General features: G+C 66.8%; 11 protein-coding genes and 1 pseudogene. 6 read left to right on the top strand and 6 right to left on the bottom strand.

The annotated features are described in order from the left end of the window. Positions 1-226 precede the first annotated feature (226 nt). From B2Y21_RS12920 to B2Y21_RS12910, 3 genes are all read right to left on the bottom strand, one after another. Complete coding sequence (locus B2Y21_RS12920; RefSeq protein WP_292060266.1) at positions 227-1543, bottom strand: amidohydrolase; 1317 nt, start codon at positions 1541-1543, stop codon at positions 227-229. 203 nt (positions 1544-1746) lie between these two features. Then, complete coding sequence (carB, locus tag B2Y21_RS12915) at positions 1747-5046, bottom strand: carbamoyl-phosphate synthase large subunit (RefSeq protein WP_292060265.1); 3300 nt, start codon at positions 5044-5046, stop codon at positions 1747-1749. A gap of 10 nt (positions 5047-5056) precedes the next feature. After that, entirely contained in the window at positions 5057-5377 is a 321-nt protein-coding gene (locus B2Y21_RS12910; protein ID WP_003166071.1) for a ribonuclease E inhibitor RraB, read from the bottom strand. Between the two features lie 296 nt (positions 5378-5673). On the opposite strand from B2Y21_RS12910, the gene B2Y21_RS12905 reads away from it, so the two are divergent. After that, positions 5674-8661, top strand: coding sequence for a TonB-dependent receptor plug domain-containing protein (locus B2Y21_RS12905; protein ID WP_349679424.1), 2988 nt, complete (start codon positions 5674-5676; stop codon positions 8659-8661). 128 nt (positions 8662-8789) lie between these two features. Continuing rightward, complete coding sequence (locus tag B2Y21_RS12900; protein ID WP_292060263.1) at positions 8790-9581, top strand: hypothetical protein; 792 nt, start codon at positions 8790-8792, stop codon at positions 9579-9581. A 10-nt stretch (positions 9582-9591) separates the two neighbouring features. On the opposite strand, the gene B2Y21_RS12895 is transcribed toward B2Y21_RS12900, so the two are convergent. Continuing rightward, on the bottom strand, positions 9592-10293 hold the full coding sequence (locus B2Y21_RS12895; RefSeq protein ID WP_292060262.1) for an HAD family hydrolase: 702 nt from the start codon (positions 10291-10293) through the stop codon (positions 9592-9594). Between the two features lie 121 nt (positions 10294-10414). Here B2Y21_RS12895 and B2Y21_RS12890 point away from each other — a divergent pair, with 121 nt between their 5' ends. The 3 genes from B2Y21_RS12890 (at position 10415) to B2Y21_RS12880 (ending at position 13935) form a co-directional block, all read left to right on the top strand. Next, positions 10415-11722: an amino acid permease gene (locus tag B2Y21_RS12890; RefSeq protein ID WP_292060261.1), complete on the top strand. Its 1308-nt coding sequence runs from the start codon at positions 10415-10417 to the stop codon at positions 11720-11722. An 86-nt stretch (positions 11723-11808) separates the two neighbouring features. Beyond that, positions 11809-12969, top strand: a complete 1161-nt coding sequence (gene carA, locus B2Y21_RS12885) for a glutamine-hydrolyzing carbamoyl-phosphate synthase small subunit (protein ID WP_292060260.1) — start codon at positions 11809-11811, stop codon at positions 12967-12969. After that, a complete protein-coding gene (locus tag B2Y21_RS12880; protein WP_292060259.1) occupies positions 12970-13935 on the top strand; it encodes a hypothetical protein in 966 nt (321 codons plus the stop codon). It abuts the gene before it with no gap. A gap of 4 nt (positions 13936-13939) precedes the next feature. Here B2Y21_RS12880 and B2Y21_RS12875 read toward each other — a convergent pair whose 3' ends face one another. Together B2Y21_RS12875 and B2Y21_RS12870 are read right to left on the bottom strand one after the other, a co-directional pair. Continuing rightward, positions 13940-14215 carry a hypothetical protein gene (locus B2Y21_RS12875; protein WP_292060258.1) on the bottom strand — a complete coding sequence of 92 codons (276 nt, stop codon included), beginning with the start codon at positions 14213-14215 and terminating at the stop codon, positions 13940-13942. A 172-nt stretch (positions 14216-14387) separates the two neighbouring features. Continuing rightward, a complete protein-coding gene (locus B2Y21_RS12870; RefSeq protein ID WP_292060257.1) occupies positions 14388-15599 on the bottom strand; it encodes a patatin-like phospholipase family protein in 1212 nt (403 codons plus the stop codon). Positions 15600-15772: 173 nt separating this feature from the next. Here B2Y21_RS12870 and dnaG point away from each other — a divergent pair. After that, positions 15773-17342, top strand: a pseudogene (dnaG, locus tag B2Y21_RS12865) (DNA primase); the annotation flags it as partial.

Raw genomic sequence — 17342 nt, 5'->3', positions numbered from 1 at the left:
CGGCGCGCCCTGGACCGGCGCGCGGCGGCTCTTCCACAGCCGCCAGGCCAGGGTCGCCAGGGCGATCTTGCCCGCGTGGCGGGCGGCCAGGCTGCGGCCTCGGCGTGACAGCAGCAGGCCGCCCAGCAGGGTGGAAAGGCGAGACAGGGGCATGGGCGGCGTTTCCTCTGGAAGCGGGATTCCTCAGAGGAACGGCCGGGACGCCGCCGGGTTCAGCGCCTCTTGCCTAGCGTTTGGGCATCAGGGCCTCGGCGGCCAGGACCGAGCCTTCGACGCCCAGGGTCACGGCCGGCTCGGGCGTGATGCGGAACAGGGGCGAGTGGTGGCCGGGGGCGTCGTCCACCTGTGCGGGCGGGGTGCCGCCGACGCTGAAATAGACGCCCTTCACTCCGCTTTCGGGGGTGACGAAATAGGCGAAGTCCTCGGCGCCCATGCCGCCGCGCGGCTTGTCGATCAGCACGTCGTCGCCCAGGCCCGCCATCAGGGCGGCGCGCACGCGGGCGGCTGTCTCGGTGTCGTTGATGGTCGGCGGGGTGTTCTCCAGGGGCGAACGCACCACGGTCGGCAGCTTGTCGTCGGGCACGCCCAGGGCCAGGGCCGTGTTGCGGGCGATGCGGTCGATGCCGTCCAGCAGCTGGGCGCGCACCTCGGGGCTGTCGGCGCGGACGGTCAGCTGCAGGTCCACGCGGTCCGAGATGATGTTGTGCTTGATGCCGCCGCGAATGGCGCCGACCGTGACCACGGCGCCCTCCAGCGGATTGGTCTCGCGGCTGCGCAGGGACTGCAGCGCCACCACGATGTGCGAGGCGACCAGGATGGGATCGACCCCCATGTGCGGCGAGGCGCCGTGCGTGCCGACGCCGTGGACGGCGATGTCCACGCTGTCCGAACTGGACGAGGTGATGCCCAGCGGCGCCTCGATCTTGCCGGTCGGGGTGTCGGCCGAGACGTGGAAGGCGAGGGCGTAGTCCGGCTTGGGGAAGCGGGAGTAGAGGCCGTCCTCGACCATGGCGCGGGCGCCGAAGATGCGCTCCTCGGCCGGCTGGGCGATCAGGACGAGCGTGCCGGACCAGTTGGCCTTGCGCGCCTGCATCTGACGCGCCGTGCCGACCAGTGCGGTGATGTGCACATCGTGGCCGCAGGCGTGCATGACGGGCTTTTCCACCCCGTCGCTGTCGACCTGGCGGGCGGTGGAGGCGTTGGCGAGGCCCGACTTCTCCTCGACCGGCAGGCCGTCCATGTCGGCGCGGATCATGACCGTGGGGCCGGGGCCGTTGCGCAGGACGGCGACCACGCCCGTGCCGCCGACGCCGGTGGTGACGTCATAGCCGAGGGCGCGCAGCTCCTGCGCCATGCGGGCGGCGGTCTGGACTTCGAGGCCGGACAGTTCGGGGTTGCGGTGGAAGTGGTCGAACAGGCTGGCCAGGTTGGCGTCATAGTCCGCCTTGACCGCCGCCTTTAGCCCCGCGTCCTGGGCGATGGCGGGCGCGGAACCGGCCGCCAGAACGGCGGCCAGGATAGCGGTGAGCGTGGTCTTCTTCATGATGGCGTCCCCTCCGTTGTCAGGCGCGACCTTAGCCGCTGGTGGGAAGGGGGCAACCGGGGACGGGCGTTCACCTTCCCGCCGTCACCCTCGGGCCAAGCCCGAGGATGCGACTATAGGGTGATGGCGGAGCCTAGGCGGGGCCACGAAAAAGCCCCCGGCGATCGCTCGCCGGGGGCCTTTCTTCAGGTGGGAGCCTGATCTCAGTTGTAGCTCTGGATCGGGCGCACATCCATTTCGCCGTGGCGGACGGCGGCGATGCCTTGTGCGGCGGCCAGGGAGCCGGACGCCGTGGTGTAGTAGGGGATCTTCATCATCAGCGCCGTGCGGCGGATCGAGAAGCTGTCGGCCAGGGCCTGCTTGCCGTCCGTGGTGTTGAAGACCAGCTGGACCTCGCCGTTCTTCATGGCGTCGACAATGTTCGGACGGCCTTCCAGCACCTTCTTGACCAGACCGACCTCAAGGCCCTGTTCAGTCAGATATGTGTGGGTGCCGCCGGTGGCGATGACGGCGAAGCCTTGCGCCAGCAGGGTCTTCACCGCCTCGACGATGAAGGGCTTGTCGGCGTCGCGCACCGAGACGAAGGCCGTGCCCTCGGTCGGCAGGATGGTGCCGCCGCCGGTCTGGGACTTGGCGAAGGCGCGGGCGAAGGCCGGGGCCAGATCGGCCTCGCCCTCACGCTTCCAGTCGAGACCCATGACCTCGCCGGTCGAGCGCATTTCCGGGCCCAGGATGGTGTCGACCCCGGCGAAGCGGGCGAAGGGGAAGACGGCTTCCTTGACCGCGATGTGGTCCAGTTGCTTGTCGACCAGGCCGAAGGAGGACAGCGGAACCCCGGCCATGACCTTGGCGGCGATGGCGGCGACCGGCTGGCCGATGGTCTTGGCCACGAAGGGCGCCGTGCGGCTGGCGCGCGGGTTCACTTCCAGCACGAAGATGCGCGGGTTCTCGCTGTGCGGCTCCTCGATGGCGAACTGCACGTTCATCAGGCCGCGCACCTTCAGGGCCTTGGCCATGGCGGTGGTCTGACGCTTCAGCTCGGCCACGGTTTCCGGGCGCAGGGAGAAGGGCGGCATGGAGCAGGCGCTGTCGCCCGAGTGGACGCCAGCTTCCTCGATATGCTCCAGCACGCCCGCGACGAAGACGGTCTCGTCGTCGCACAGGGCGTCGACGTCCACCTCGGTGGCGCGGTTCAGATAGTGGTCGATCAGGACGGGGTCGTCGCCCGAGACGCGCATGGCCTCGCCGACGTAGCGGTCCAGACCCTCGCGATCGTGGACGATCATCATGCCGCGGCCGCCCAGAACGTAGGAGGGGCGCAGGACGATCGGATAGCCGACCTCCTCGGCCTTGATCGCGGCTTCCTCGGCCGAGCGGGCCAGGGCGTTGGGCGGCTGTTGCAGGCCGATGGCTTGCAGCATCTGCTGGAAGCGCTCGCGGTCCTCGGCCAGGTCGATGCTGTCGACGCTGGTGCCCAGGATCGGCACGCCGTCTTCCTGAAGCGCATGGGCCAGCTTCAGCGGGGTCTGGCCGCCGAACTGGACGACGACGCCCAGCAGCTCGCCCTTGGAGCGTTCGACGTCGATCAGCTCCAGCACGTCCTCGGCCGTCAGCGGTTCGAAATACAGGCGGTCGGAGGTGTCGTAGTCGGTCGAGACCGTCTCGGGGTTGCAGTTGACCATGATGCTCTCGACGCCGATGTCGTCGAAGGCGAAGGCCGCGTGGCAGCAGCAGTAGTCGAACTCAATGCCCTGACCGATGCGGTTCGGACCGCCGCCCAGGATGACGGCCTTCTTGCGGTCCGACACCTCGGCCTCGCAGGCCGGGATCTGACCGAGCGCGCCGGTCTCATAGGTCGAATACATATAGGCGGTGGCGGAGGCGAACTCGGCGGCGCAGGTGTCGATGCGCTTGAACACCGGGCGCACGGCCAGCGCGCGGCGGGCCTTGCGGACCTCGCCCTCGGTCTTGCCGGTCAGGGCGCCCAGACGGGCGTCGGAGAAGCCCTTGGCCTTTAGCTTGCGGAAGTCGGTCGCGTCCGTGGGCAGGCCCTGAACGCGGACGTGGCCCTCGGTGCGGATCAGGTCGGCGATCTGGCGCAGGAACCACGGCTCATAGGCGCAGGCGGCCTGAACTTCTTCCACCGTCAGGCCGTGGCGGAAGGCCTGGGCGATGACGCGGATGCGGTCCGGCGTCGGCAGGCCCAGGGCGCGGATGACGGCGGCCTTGATCGCGGCGTCGTCCTCGGCGCCGGCCACGCCGTCGATCTCGATGTCGTCGAAGCCGTTCAGGCCCGTCTCGAGCCCGCGCAGGGCCTTCTGCATGGATTCCTGGAAGGTGCGGCCGATGGCCATCACCTCGCCGACCGACTTCATCGCCGTGGTCAGCGACGGCTCTGAGCCCGGATATTTCTCGAAGGCGAAGCGCGGGATCTTGGTGACGACATAGTCGATGGCCGGCTCGAAGCTGGCCGGAGTGACCATGGTGATGTCGTTCTTCAGCTCGTCCAGCGTATAGCCGACGGCCAGCTTGGCGGCGATCTTGGCGATCGGGAATCCGGTGGCCTTGGACGCCAGCGCCGAGGAGCGCGACACGCGCGGGTTCATCTCGATGACGACCAGACGGCCGTCCTTGGGGTTGACCGCGAACTGGACGTTCGAGCCGCCCGTCTCGACCCCGATCTCGCGCAGCACGGCGATCGAGGCCGCGCGCATCATCTGGTATTCCTTGTCCGTCAGCGTCATGGCCGGGGCGACGGTGATGCTGTCGCCGGTGTGGACGCCCATCGGGTCGATGTTTTCGATCGAGCAGATGATGATGCAGTTGTCCGCATGATCGCGGACGACCTCCATCTCATATTCCTTCCAGCCCAGCACCGACTCCTCGATCAGCACTTCGGTGGTCGGCGACAGGTCGAGGCCGCGCTCCACGATCTCGTGGAATTCCTCGACGTTGTAGGCGATGCCGCCGCCGGTGCCGGCCAGGGTGAACGACGGGCGGATGATGGCGGGCAGGCCCACGAAGGCCAGGGCGTCGTCGGCTTCTTCAATGTGGTGGATGGCGCGCGAGCGGGGCGATTCCAGACCCAGCTTGTCCATCGCGTCGCGGAACTTCTGACGGTCCTCGGCCTTGTCGATGACCTCGGCCTTGGCGCCGATCATCTCGACGCCATGACGGGCCAGGGCGCCCGAGGCGTTCAGGGCCAGGGCCGTGTTCAGCGCCGTCTGGCCGCCCATGGTGGGCAGCAAGGCGTCCGGCTTCTCCTTGGCGATGATCTTCTCGACCATCTCGGGCGTGATCGGCTCGATATAGGTGGCGTCGGCCACCTCCGGGTCGGTCATGATGGTGGCGGGGTTCGAGTTGACCAGGATGACCCGGTAGCCCTCGGCCTTCAGCGCCTTGCAGGCCTGAACGCCGGAATAGTCGAACTCACACGCCTGGCCGATGACGATCGGCCCTGCGCCGATGATCAGGATGGACTGGATGTCTGTGCGCTTGGGCATCGGCGTCTACTCAGTTCGTCACGACCGCGCACTCCCAGCCGTCGTAGTCGAGCTGGAAGGCCGCGGCCCAGGTTTGCATCATGGCCGACACAGGCGAAAACGACGCCTCGTCGACCGGCATGGTGGTCTCCAGGACGGTCATGTCGCCCTGGCCCCGCGTCAGGAAGCCCGCACGGCGGGCCACCTCGCACAGGTCGCCGTGCGCCTCTTCCTCGCCGTAGAAGTAGAATAGCGTATGGCGCGGAGTGATCCCGCTGTCGCCCTGCTCTGCGAGCGCGGCGCGCACCATGGCGTCCTTTTCTTCGTGGCTGGTCAGGGCGGCGGTCTCCACGCGCGCAGACGGACGGGCGCGAGCGTGCTCGCGGCCGATCCGTTCAGGTTGTCGGTTAAGCGGCCCGTTTAGAGAGGGAGGGGCCGGGGGGCAAGGGCCTAGATATGCGAGCGTTTCGCATCTTCTGTGGCGAGTTTGTCACGCAGGCGATCGAAGGTGACGTTTGTGTCGCGTTCATGGCTTTTTTATGCGTGATGTTTGCCAAAAAACGCTGTTTGCATGTTCGAATTGCGGCGTTCTCGGCAGCTGGAGGGTTTGCGGGGGGCGCGGCGTCGATAGTTTAGGAAGGGGCTGTAATGGCCGTCAAAATGCGTTTGCGTGAAACTTCATCGCTGGCGGGAGGCGTCCTCGCCGCCATGTTGGTCACGGTTCCGGCCGTTGCCCAGACGACGCCGGAGCCCGCGGCAAGCGAAGAGCAAGCCACTCAGGTTGAGCATATCGTCGTTACCGGATCGCGCATTCCTCGCAACGAGTTCACGAGCGCGTCGCCAGTACAAGTTTTGACCAGCGAGCGCGCGCAGGCGCGCGGCCTGAGCGATACAGCTCAGATGCTGCAGTCGTCGACGGTCGCCGCAGGGGCGCCGCAGGTGAACTCGACCATTTCCAGCGCCTTCGTCACGGACGGCGGGCCGGGCGCGGCGACGATCTCGTTGCGCGGCTTGGGCGCGAATCGCACCTTGGTGTTGTTGAACGGCCGTCGCGCCGGTCCGGCTGGTACGCGAGGCAGCGTGTCCGCCTTCGACTTGAACGTCATTCCGCAGTCGGCCATCAACCGCATTGACGTCCTGAAGGACGGCGCTTCCTCGATTTATGGCTCGGACGCAGTCGCCGGCGTGGTCAATCTGATCACTGAGCGGGGCCGCGACGGCGGCCAGATGAGCGTGTTCGCCACGGCGCCCATCGATGGCGGCGGCGAGCAGTACAACATCTCGGGCTCATTCGGTAAGCGCTTCGATCGCGGTCACATCAGCATCTCGGGCGACTACTATCGCCAGGAGGCGTTGCGCGCGGGGGACCGCGACTATCTGATTTGTAAGAACCAGTTCGTCTTCGAGCCCGGCACCAAGAATCGGGCGGACCGTATCGACCCACGCACCGGGCAACCGACCTGCAACGACACCCTGTGGGGCCAAGTTTACGTCTATGGTCCGGGCTTCGTCGGCCGCGCCGGCCGCTTCCAATACGACTATGACGGCGATCTGGGCCAACATATTCCTGTGCGTCCGACCAATCCCGCCGTCAGCGCCCAGTATCCTGGCGCGCCCTCGGGCTTCTACCTGGTGAACTACGACCCAGCCTCGCGCGGCGTCGTCAATGCCAGCCATCCCTTCGCTCGCGAAGAATCGATCATCCCAGAAGTCGAGCGCTACACGGCGTTCATCGACGGCGCCTATGAAGTCGGCGGCGTGGAACTCTACGGTGAATTCCTGCTGAACCGCCGTGAAAGCCGGACGGACAGCTATCGCCAGTTCTGGAACTATACCTATACCTCGACGGGAATGGGGGGGGGCGGCGACCCGGTCAACGGCTTCACCGGCGACTACTATCTGAGCCCGACTCCCGTCACGGACCACTTCGACCAGTCGCAGCGCGTGGATTATATTCGCGGCGTTGCGGGCGTCCGTGGCGATCTGCGGTTGTTCTCCAACAACTGGAAGTGGGATGTCTTCGCGCAGTACAGCCGCTCTGACGGTGAATACACCTCGGATGTGATCCTGAAGGACGCGCTCGAGTCGACCAACTTCAAGACGGAAAGCTGCGTCGGCCAGACGCTGGCGGTCAGCGGTCGCAAGTGCATCGACATGAACTTCGCGGACCCGCGCGTCCTGCGGGGCGACCTTACGGCGGAAGAACGCGCCTTCCTGCTGGATCGTGAGACCGGCACGACGGTCTATGAACAGGTCTATGCTGAGGGCTCTATCGGCGGCACGCTGATGGATCTGCCCGCCGGGCCGCTCGGCCTCGCTCTCGGCTTCCATATTCGTCGCGATGAGATCAATGACACGCCGGGCGAAATCACGCTGGCGAGCAACAGCTGGGGCCTGACCGGTGCAGGCGTCACCAAGGGGACGGAGGATACCCGCGAGGTCTACGCCGAACTGGGCGTGCCGCTGCTGAAGGACGCCCCGTTCGTTCAGGAGCTCGATCTGTCGCTGTCGGGTCGCTACACCGATACGAAGACGTCGGGCGACGCCTCGACTTATAAGATCGGCCTGAATTGGTCGGTGAACGATGCCGTCCGCTTCCGTGCGACGCATGGCACATCCTTCCGTGCCCCGGCGCTGTTCGAGCTCTACCTCGCCGACCAGACCAGCTACCTGGGCCAACGAAACATCGACCCCTGCCTGAATCTAGATCAACGTCTGGCAGACGGTTCGGTCACGCAAAAGCTCTACAACAACTGCACGAGCACGGCCGGACCTGGCGGCGGCGTGGCCGGTGACTATACGGGCGGCAATTCCTCTTCGGAGATCGTGACGGGCGGCGGTCTAGGCGTCCTGACGCCGGAAACCTCCAAGGCCACGGTTCTGGGCGTGGTCATCACGCCGCCGAACAGCGGTCTGAGCCTGGCTGTCGATTACTTCGACATCGAGATCGAAGATCAGGTGGATTCTCTGGGCGCCGGCGGCATTCTGCGGGCCTGCTATCTGTCGGACAACTTCCCGACCGACCCGATCTGCAACCAGTTCGATCGTGATCCGAATCTGGGCATCACGCAGGTGCGCGACAGCTTCATCAACGTCGCCAAGCAGAACAATCGTGGCTTGGACTTCACCGTCCGCTACGTCCAGGATACGCGCTGGGGCGAACTGACGATCGACAGCCAGACGACGTGGACGCTTGAGAACCAAACCGCGATGTTTGCGGACAATATCGAGAATCCGCTGGGTGAGGTCGGCTATCCTGAGTTGGTCGGCAACATCAACCTGTCGTTCCAACGCGGGCCTTGGACGGCCTTCTGGGGCTTCGACTGGATCGGCAAGCAGGACAGCTTCGGCGAGTTCCTGGCAGGCAATGGTTCGCCGAACCTGACCATTGACGGCCGTACGGTTGCGGTGAAGGCGCATGCTGAGTTCACCGGCTTCCACAGCGCTTCGCTCGGCTATGATTTCGACAACTGGAAGCTCATTGGCGGCGTCGCGAACCTGTTCGATGAAAAGCCGCCGGCGGCTTCGACCGCGATCGGCGAGTACTCGACAGTCGGCAACTCGGTTCTGGCTTCGCAGTATAACGAGGCCTACTACGGACGCCGCGTCTTTGTCCGGATCAGCAAGTCCTTCTGATCTGACGGAAATTTAAGGACTTAAAACATGCGGGGCGGCGAGGTTATACCTTGCCGCCCTATTTTTATCTGGATTAGGAACGTGTGCGCGTATGGCGGGCGTTTGACCTGGCCGCTGCGGGGGAAAAGATGGCGATTATCACAGGGATTGCAGACACGTTGAATCAGGACGTGGCGCGTTTCGATCAGGTTTCTCTTAAACAGCCGGTCATGCTCAACAGCGTGCCCAAAGGCGGAACGCATCTGCTCAGAAACATCATCCGGATGTTTGTGCCTGTTGAGCAGCATTATGACGCCGATTTCATTCAAATTCCGAACATGCATCTGCATCTGGAGGCGTTCAATCCGCACCGGCCTAAGCTGTGCGCCGCCCATCTGCTTTTTAGCGACCAGGCGGCCGCGAATGTGCGAACCGCGCGTCACATTCTGCTTGTCCGCGACCCCTATGACTGGGTTCTGGCTCGGGCGCGTTTCTTTGTCTCGGACGCCTTTCACCAGGACAATCTCGAGCATTTGAAGTCCGGCGTCTTCAATCCGACCATGCTGCTGAATTTTATGATCTTCGGCTTGCATGGAAAGACGCCGGCCCTGGCGGACGTCTACACGCACAATGCCGCCGCCTGGTTGGGAACCGGGGTGTATCTGGTACGCTACGAGGACATACTCGGCGCCCTTTCGGACCTAGAATCGGAGGCCGCCGAGGCGTATTTCGGCGCCTTGCTTGATGCGTGCGGCATTGATCGGCCAGGCGACTGGCGTGAGCGCGTGCGTATCGGCTCCGATCGTAGGCAAAGTAGGACGGCGCGCGAAAACCTGAAGCTGCCGGACGGCATGGCCTTTCCTAAGTCGCTGCCTGAACAGCAAAAAGAGCTGGTCGATTTTCACGCGCCGGGTCTGCGCCGTCTTCTGGGGTACGTCTGAGCTGAAACCGCTACTCCTGGTCGATCGCGGCGATCCAGTCGGGCAGTTCGGCGATGCGGCTGAGGCTGACGTAGCGGGCGTTGCCCTCCGGCGCGTCGGCCAGTTCGTGGGCCCAGGTGATGTGGTAGGGGATGTGCGCCGCCCAGGCACCGGCCTCGATGGCGGGCAGGACGTCGGACTTCATGGAGTTGCCGGCCATCACCGCCTCGGCCGCGCCTGAGCCGTGGCGGGCGAAGACGCGGTCATAGGTCGAGCGGTCCTTCTCCGACACGATCTCGACGGCGGCGAACAGCTCGCCCAGGCCCGAGGCCGCCAGCTTGCGCTCCTGGTCCATCAGGTCGCCCTTGGTCACGAGCACCAGGCGGTAGTTCTCTGCCAGTTCGGCTAGGGTTTCGTCGACGCCGGGTAGGGTCTCGACCGGGTGGACCAGCATCTCGCGGCCGGCGGCCAGGATTTCGCGCACGATGTGGGGCGGGGCCGAGCCGTCGCACAGCTCCATCGCCGTCTCCAGCATCGACAGGGTGAAGCCCTTCACGCCGTAGCCATAGAGCCGCAGGTTGCGCCGCTCGACCTGGGCCAGGCGGTCCATCATCACCGGCTCTTCGGCGTGGTCGGCCAGCAGTTCGGCGAACCGCTTCTGGCTCAGGCGGAAGATGGTCTCATTGTGCCAGAGGGTGTCGTCGGCATCGAGGCCGACCGTGGTGACGGGCATGGGGGAGGCTCCAGAACTTCTGGCCGGGGCATTAGCATGGTTCCTATCCCCGCTCATCCTGAAGGGAAGGCGGGGAAATCTTGAGGGCGACGGCTGCGACATTTCGGTCTATGCGGCGAGCATGAGCCAAGTCGACATCCTGCCTGAACCCTCGCACCGTATCGGCTGGGGCCTGGCCGCCCTTGTGGTGGCGGGGAATATGATCGGATCGGGCGTCTACCTGTTGCCCGCCACCCTGGCGCCGACCGGCAGCTCGAGCATCATCGGCTGGATCGTCTGCGGCATCGGAGCCGTGACCCTGGCGCTGGTGTTCGGCGGTCTGGGGCGGATGCAGCCGGAGGCCGATGGCCTGTCGGACTTCGCCCGGCGCGGTCTGGGGCGGTTTCTGGGCTATCAGACGGGGCTGGCCTATTGGGCGGCCTGCCTGACCGGCAATGTCGCCGTGGCGGTGGCGGGGACCGGCTATCTGGCCTTCTTCTTTCCGGCGCTGAAGGAGCCGATGTGGGGCGCGCTCAGCAATCTGGCGCTGATCTGGCTGACGACCGCGGCCTATGCGGCGGGGTCGAAGACGGCGGCGCGGTTCGGGGCGATCACCCTGGTGCTGGGGCTGATTCCGATCGGTCTGGCCATCATCGCCGGCGTCATCGCCTTCAGCGGCGACACCTTCGTCGCCTCCTGGAGCCCGGCGGGCGAACCGCTGATGAAGACGGTTCCGGCCTCGCTGGCCGTGATCTTCTGGGCCTTCCTGGGCGTCGAGAGCGCGGCGGCCCTGTCCAGTCAGGTGAAGAATCCGGCGACCGACGTGGGCCGCGCCTCGCTGGGCGGGGTTTTGCTGGCCTTCGTCGTCTATGTGGCGGCCAGCGTGGCCGTGTTCGGCGTCATCCCGGCCGATGTCCTGGCCCATTCGACCAGCCCGTACGCCGATCTGGTGGCGCGGGTCATGGGGGCCTCGGTGGCCGGGCTGGTGGCGGCCTGCGCCGTCATCAAGGCGACCGGCACCATTGCGGGTTGGACCATGATGGGCGGCGAGACAGCGCGCGCCTCGGCCGAGGCCGGGTGGCTGCCGCGCTGGTTCGGCGGGGCGCAGAAGGGCAGGACGCCCCTGTCCAACCCCCTGATCAATGGCGTCATCATGAGCGCCATGGTGATCGCCAGCGCCCAGCCGACCCTGGGCCAGCAGTTCGGCGTGCTGATCGGCGTGACCTCGGTGCTGACGCTGTGCCTCTACGCCCTGTGTTCGGTGACGCTGTGGAAGCTGACGACCAAGCCGGGCTGGCGTCTGCTGGCCGTCGGCGGGGCGGTGTTCTCGGCCTTTGCGGTCGCGGCGGCGGCGGGCGGCTACATCTGGCCTAGCGTCGGCTTCTTCGCCGTGACCAGTCTGGCCTGGCTGTGGGTTCGCAAGCGACAGGGACGCTTCCAGGCGGCATAATCAGAGGCCGTGTTGACACGGCCTCTTCATCTCTTTAGCGACGCCGCCGTTTGTCCGCCCGTATTCACTGCTAGGAGCCCTGCGCCATGACGACTCAAATCCTGTCCGGCGCCACCGGCGTCCTCGTGCTCGCAGATGGAACGGTCCTGTCGGGGATCGGCGTCGGCGCGACCGGCTCGGCCCTCGGCGAAGTGGTCTTCAACACCTCGATGACGGGCTATCAGGAAATCCTGACCGACCCGTCGTACATGAGCCAGATCCTGGCCTTCACCTTCCCGCACATCGGCAACGTCGGCGTGAACCTGGAAGACGTCGAACAGATCGGCGAGGCGCCCGAGCGCGCGGCGCGCGGCGTCATCCTGCGCGACGTGCCGACCGATCCGGCCAACTGGCGCGCCTCGGGCGGGCTGGACACCTGGATGAAGTCGCGCGGCGTCATCGGCCTGGCGGGCGTCGACACCCGCGCCCTGACCCAGCTGATCCGCGAGAAGGGCGCCCCGCACGCCGTCATCGCCCATGATCCCGACGGCCAGTTCGACCTGGAGGCCCTGACGGCCCAGGCGCGCGACTGGAAGGGCCTGGTCGGCCTGGACCTGGCCAAGGACGCTTCGACCACCCAGGCCTTCGAATGGACCGAGGGCGCCTGGGAATGGCCGACCGGCTACGCCCAGCCCGAGGCCGGCGACAAGTCGGTGGTGGTCGTCGACTACGGCGTGAAGCGCAATATCCTGCGCGCCCTGGCCTCGACCGGGGTGAAGATCACCGTGGTCCCCGCCTCGACCACGGCCGAGGACATCCTGGCCCGCAACCCCGACGGCGTGGTTCTGTCGAACGGTCCGGGCGATCCGGCCGCGACCGGCGAATACGCCGTGCCCGAGATCAAGAAGCTGCTGGACAGCGGCAAGCCGCTGATGGGCATCTGCCTGGGCCACCAGATGCTGGCCATCGCGCTGGGCGCCAAGACGCTGAAGATGGAACAGGGCCACCACGGCGCCAACCACCCGGTCAAGGATCTGACCACGGGCAAGGTCGAGATCGTGTCGATGAACCACGAGTTCTCGGTCGACCGCGACAGTCTGCCCGAGGCCGTGGTTGAAACCCATGTGTCGCTTTTCGATGGTACGAATTGCGGGATTGCGCTGAAGGATAAACCCGTGTTCAGCGTGCAGCATCACCCGGAGGCCTCGTCGGGTCCGACCGACAGCCTCTATCTGTTCAAGCGTTTCGTGGATTCCATGAGGGCGTAAATGGGGGCTCCCGCAGCGAAGTCCGCTTATCTCGGTTGGGTTTCTGCTGCGATCGCAGGGGAGAGGGGGGCCTCTCTCGCTGTTGCGGCGGCCGAGCATGATCTGATCCTGGGCTACGCCACAGGGTATGAGGCCGCCGACGTGGCGGTCTTCGTGCGCTCATTGCGCGCGGTCTACGCCGGCCCGGTGGTGCTGGTGACGGATCAGGAGCCTGAGCTGCTGGCCTTCCTGGCCGAGCATAACGTGGAGTCCGTGCCGCCTGCGTGCCTGTGCAACAGCGCCTGGCGGCCGCATCCGGTGATGCAGCGGTTCGCCGCCTTCGACATGCTGATGAGCGAACGGCCCTGGGCGCGCAGCGTGCTGCTGACCGATGTGCGCGACGTGGTCTTCCAGGCGCCGCCGTTTGATCCGCCGCCCGCCAGGCCGGAATTCTTCGTCGAGTACGACGGGGGCCTGAAGGGGCACGCCTTCAACATGAAATATCTGCGCGGCGTCGGCGGCGAGGACGTGGCGCGCGCCCTGGCGGACAAGCCGTGCGTCTGCGTCGGCACCGTCATGGGACCGCGCGAGTGCATGATCCGCTTCTGCCGCACCCTGTTGATGCTGGCGGCCATTCCCCGATCCGAGATCGGCGGCGCCTTCGGGGCCGATCAGGCGGCCTGCAACATCGCCCTGCATCTGGGCCTGGTCGAGGGCGAGGCGGCGGCCAACTACGGCCGGATCGCTACGATCGGCCTGACGTCGAGCGAGACCCTGTCGCTGGCGGACGGCCGGATCGTGAACCCGGACGGCGGGACGAGCGCGATCGTGCACCAGTACGACCGCCATCCTGCCTTGATGGCCGCCATGCACGAACGCTGGGGCCAGGGCTATGAGGTGCGCGAACGGCGCCGGGGCAAGAGCCTGTCCGAGCGCGGCCGCAAGCTGAAGGAATCCCTGGCGCGGCGCCTGCCCGAACTGCGTTGAGCTTCTAGGGCAGGGACGCAGGTTCGGCGCGACGCAAGGCGGCCGCCTTGCCGATGGCGATGACGGCGGCGTGCAGCCAGTAGTCGGCGTCCTCGCTGCGATCCTCCTGCCGACGTAGCCAGCCGCGTTGACGCCGCAGGGCGGCGTTGGCCAGCAGGCGGGCGTGCAGGGCGCGAGGCTTGAGCAGGGGAACAGCGGGAGAGCCGGGGACGGCGACGGCGTCGGGGCCTTGGGGCTCCACCGCCGGGCGGGCGATGGCGATGAACATGAGAATACCCATCTGGCAACGGCGTCGTTCGCGGTCTGCGGCGGCGCCGTCTGGAACAGCCCCTGCTTCTCAGGGGCGCAGGAAGAATCCACAGGCTCTGTGGACAGTTCCGCTGTTATACGAAAAATATTGTTCGTAATCAGATGGTTGTGGCCGCATTGCGGACAATATGGTTAACCAATTCCTAACCGACGGGCGGGGCGATGACGACCGTCGGCGGCGTTTGTTCCCTGTCGCGGCGGCGGGATTGACGTGGTTCCGACGGATCAACGCGCCGCTCGAAAGCGCGACCGGCCTGGGCCTCGTTCTCGCCCGCCTGGAACAGGGCGGTCATGTGGGCCTGGGTGAAGTCCAGGGTGTTGGCCTCGACGTGGTCGGGGATGGCCGCCACCGACAGGGTCAGGTCATAGCGGCGGGCGAACTGGGTGATGGCGGTCAGGTCGGAGCGCTGCAGGGCCTTCATCATGGTGTCGAAGCTGCGGGCGGCGATGCTGATGGCCGAGATGCGCGAGACCTCGAAACGCGGATCCCACTTGCCGTTGACCACGACCCAGATGCGGGCGTCGCCCAGGGGGCGGGCGTCGGGCGCCTCCAGCAGCAGGGCCTGGGGCACGACCAGGAAGCTGGACACCGTGCCGCCGTCGACGTGCAGTTCCTGAATGCGGCGCCCCTGATGCTCGACGTCCAGCAGGACGGGCGGGAAGGCGCCGGGAATGCTGGCTGAGGCGATCAGCACATTGACGAACAGCAGGCGAGAGGCGTCGTCGTTGCGCTGGGCGATGGCGCCCATGTCCCAGACGACCTGGGTCTGGGTGTCCAGGCTGGTGGTCGAGACATAGAGGCGGCGGCCCTTGCGGTGCTCCTCGGCGATGGCCGCCAGCAGCTCGGGCGAGATGTTGTTCAGCACCAGATTGGTCAGGGGCTCGGGCTTGAACACGCCGGGCAGCATCAGGGCCAGCACGCCGCGCGACTTCAGCAGGTCGTCGGTCTGGCCGCTGGTATAGGCGTGCTCCAGCGCCGGGTCGAAGCGCGGGCCTGCGAAGACGAAGGGGGCGATCAGGGCGCCGGTCGAGACCCCCGTCACCACCTCGAACTGGGGCCGGTTTCCGGCCTGGCTCCAGCCGACCATGACGCCCGCGCCATAGGCGCCGTTGGCCCCGCCGCCGGATAGGGCCAGGATGTCGAAGGTTCCATCGCGGGTGGCGTTCTGGGTGTTGACCGTCTCGCGCACGAAGCGGTCGCGGGCCTCGGGGGTCAGGAAGTCGTAGCGCCAGGGCGGGCTGGCGGCGGCCAGATCGGCGGCGTCGAAGGCCGGGCGCGGAATGGTCTGGCAGGCGCCGAGCGTCAGGAAGACGGCGGGCAGCAGCAATAGAACAAGCAGACGAAATCGGCGCATGATCGCAAGGGCTCCGGCAGGGCTGGAACGACTTAAAGCCCAGTCGTGCGACAGAAGGAAGTCAGGCGGTTGTCCACGGACTTATCCCCAGGCGGCGTTTTGGTCGGGGGCCGTCGTCGCGGCGAGCGGGCGAGGGCTGGCCTTTGCCCGCCATCGGACGGCATAGGTCAGGCGTGCGATTTGACGAACGGTTCATCGAGGAGCTGAAGGCCCGCCTTCGGCCGTCCGACATCATCGGGCGGACGGTGAAGCTCAAGCGTCAGGGACGCGAGTTCGTCGGCCTCAGCCCCTTCTCGAAGGAGAAGTCGCCGAGCTTCTTCGTCAATGACGACAAGGGTTTCTTCCACGATTTCAGCTCGGGCAAGCACGGCGACGTCATCAGCTTCCTGCAGGAGACGGAGCGGCTCAGCTTCGTCGAGGCGGTCAGCCGTCTGGCGGGCGAGGCGGGCATGCAGCTGCCTGCCGAAGACCCTCAGGCCGCCGAGCGCGAGCAGAAGCGTCAGGGGCTGGCTGACTGGATGGACCTGTCTCAGAAGTGGTTCGCCGCCAATCTGCGCCGCAGCGTCGGCAAGGCGGCGCGCGAATATCTCGAAAAGCGCGGCCTGCCCGAGGATCAGTGGGAGCGTTTCGGCCTGGGCTATGCGCCCAACGACCGCGAGGGGCTGAAGCAGGCGCTGGTCCAGCGCGGGGCGCGGCCGGGCGATCTGGTCGAGGCGGGGATGCTGATCGCGCCGGAAGGGGGCGGCCAGCCCTATGACCGCTTCCGCGACCGGCTGATGTTCCCGATCCTGGACGCGCGCGGGCGCATCGTCAGCTTCGGCGGCCGGGCGATGAACCCGGACGACCGGGCGAAGTATCTGAACGGGCCGGAGACTTCGCTGTTTCACAAGGGGGCGACGCTTTACGGCCTGCCGGAGGCGCGGCGGATCATGGGCGCCGAGAGCCGGGGCGAGCAGGGCATCATCGTCGTCGAAGGCTATATGGACGTCATCGCCTGCCACCGGGCGGGACTGCCTGCGGTCGCGCCGATGGGTACGGCCCTGACCGAAGAGCAGATGGAGCGTCTGTGGCGCGTCTCGTCCGAGCCGGTGCTGAGTTTCGACGGCGACGCGGCGGGCCTGCGCGCCGCCTATCGATCGATCGAGCGGGCGCTGCCGCTGTTGAAGCCGGGCAAGTCGTTCCGCTTCGCCCTGCTGGAGGGCGGGCAGGANNCCGGACGACATCCTGCGCGATCGCGGGGCGCCCGCCCTGCGTCAGGCGATGGCGACGACCCGGCCCTTCGCCGAGGTGCTGTTCCGCCGTGAGGTCGAGGCCGAACCGCTGGACACGCCCGAACGCAAGGCGGGGCTGAAGGGGCGTCTGCGTCAGGCGGCCAACGCCGTGCAGGACAAGGATCTGGCCGAGCAATACAGGCGCGACCTGTTCGACCGCTTCGACGCCCTGTTTCCGCGCCAGCAACAGCAGCGGCCGCCGCAGTCGGGCGGGCGGCCGGGGCCGGGCGGGCGCTGGCGCGGTCCGCCGCCCTGACAGGGGCAGACGGTGGAGGGGGCGCAGGCCCCGCAGGCGCTGTGCCGGTCAGTCGAGCCGATCGCCGTCGCCCTTGCCCACGGCCTCATCGACGACCCGGAGGGGCTGGACGATCATATGGATGCGGGGGAGCGCTACGGCTTCGGCCGTCCGGGCCTGGATGGGCTCGCCAAGGGACGTTCTCGAGTGCGTTTCTCCGGTAGGATCGGTGGGCCC

It is taken from the genome of Brevundimonas sp. UBA5936 (assembly GCA_002430835.1).
Taxonomy (GTDB): Bacteria; Pseudomonadota; Alphaproteobacteria; order Caulobacterales; family Caulobacteraceae; genus Brevundimonas.
The sequence above is the reverse complement of the archived record's forward strand: the minus strand, read 5'-3'. Positions and strand labels throughout refer to the sequence as shown.

What these genes read in the sequence shown, in the direction of transcription:
- B2Y21_RS12920 (WP_292060266.1), bottom strand. Translation starts at nt 1,543, where the DNA reads ATGAAGAAGACCACGCTCACCGCTATCCTGGCCGCCGTTCTGGCGGCC.
- B2Y21_RS12895 (WP_292060262.1), bottom strand. Translation starts at nt 10,293, where the DNA reads ATGCCCGTCACCACGGTCGGCCTCGATGCCGACGACACCCTCTGGCAC.
- B2Y21_RS12890 (WP_292060261.1), top strand. Translation starts at nt 10,415, where the DNA reads ATGAGCCAAGTCGACATCCTGCCTGAACCCTCGCACCGTATCGGCTGG.
- carA (WP_292060260.1), top strand. Translation starts at nt 11,809, where the DNA reads ATGACGACTCAAATCCTGTCCGGCGCCACCGGCGTCCTCGTGCTCGCA.
- B2Y21_RS12880 (WP_292060259.1), top strand. Translation starts at nt 12,970, where the DNA reads ATGGGGGCTCCCGCAGCGAAGTCCGCTTATCTCGGTTGGGTTTCTGCT.
- B2Y21_RS12905 (WP_349679424.1), top strand. Translation starts at nt 5,674, where the DNA reads ATGGCCGTCAAAATGCGTTTGCGTGAAACTTCATCGCTGGCGGGAGGC.
- carB (WP_292060265.1), bottom strand. Translation starts at nt 5,046, where the DNA reads ATGCCCAAGCGCACAGACATCCAGTCCATCCTGATCATCGGCGCAGGG.
- B2Y21_RS12870 (WP_292060257.1), bottom strand. Translation starts at nt 15,599, where the DNA reads ATGCGCCGATTTCGTCTGCTTGTTCTATTGCTGCTGCCCGCCGTCTTC.
- B2Y21_RS12875 (WP_292060258.1), bottom strand. Translation starts at nt 14,215, where the DNA reads ATGGGTATTCTCATGTTCATCGCCATCGCCCGCCCGGCGGTGGAGCCC.
- B2Y21_RS12900 (WP_292060263.1), top strand. Translation starts at nt 8,790, where the DNA reads ATGGCGATTATCACAGGGATTGCAGACACGTTGAATCAGGACGTGGCG.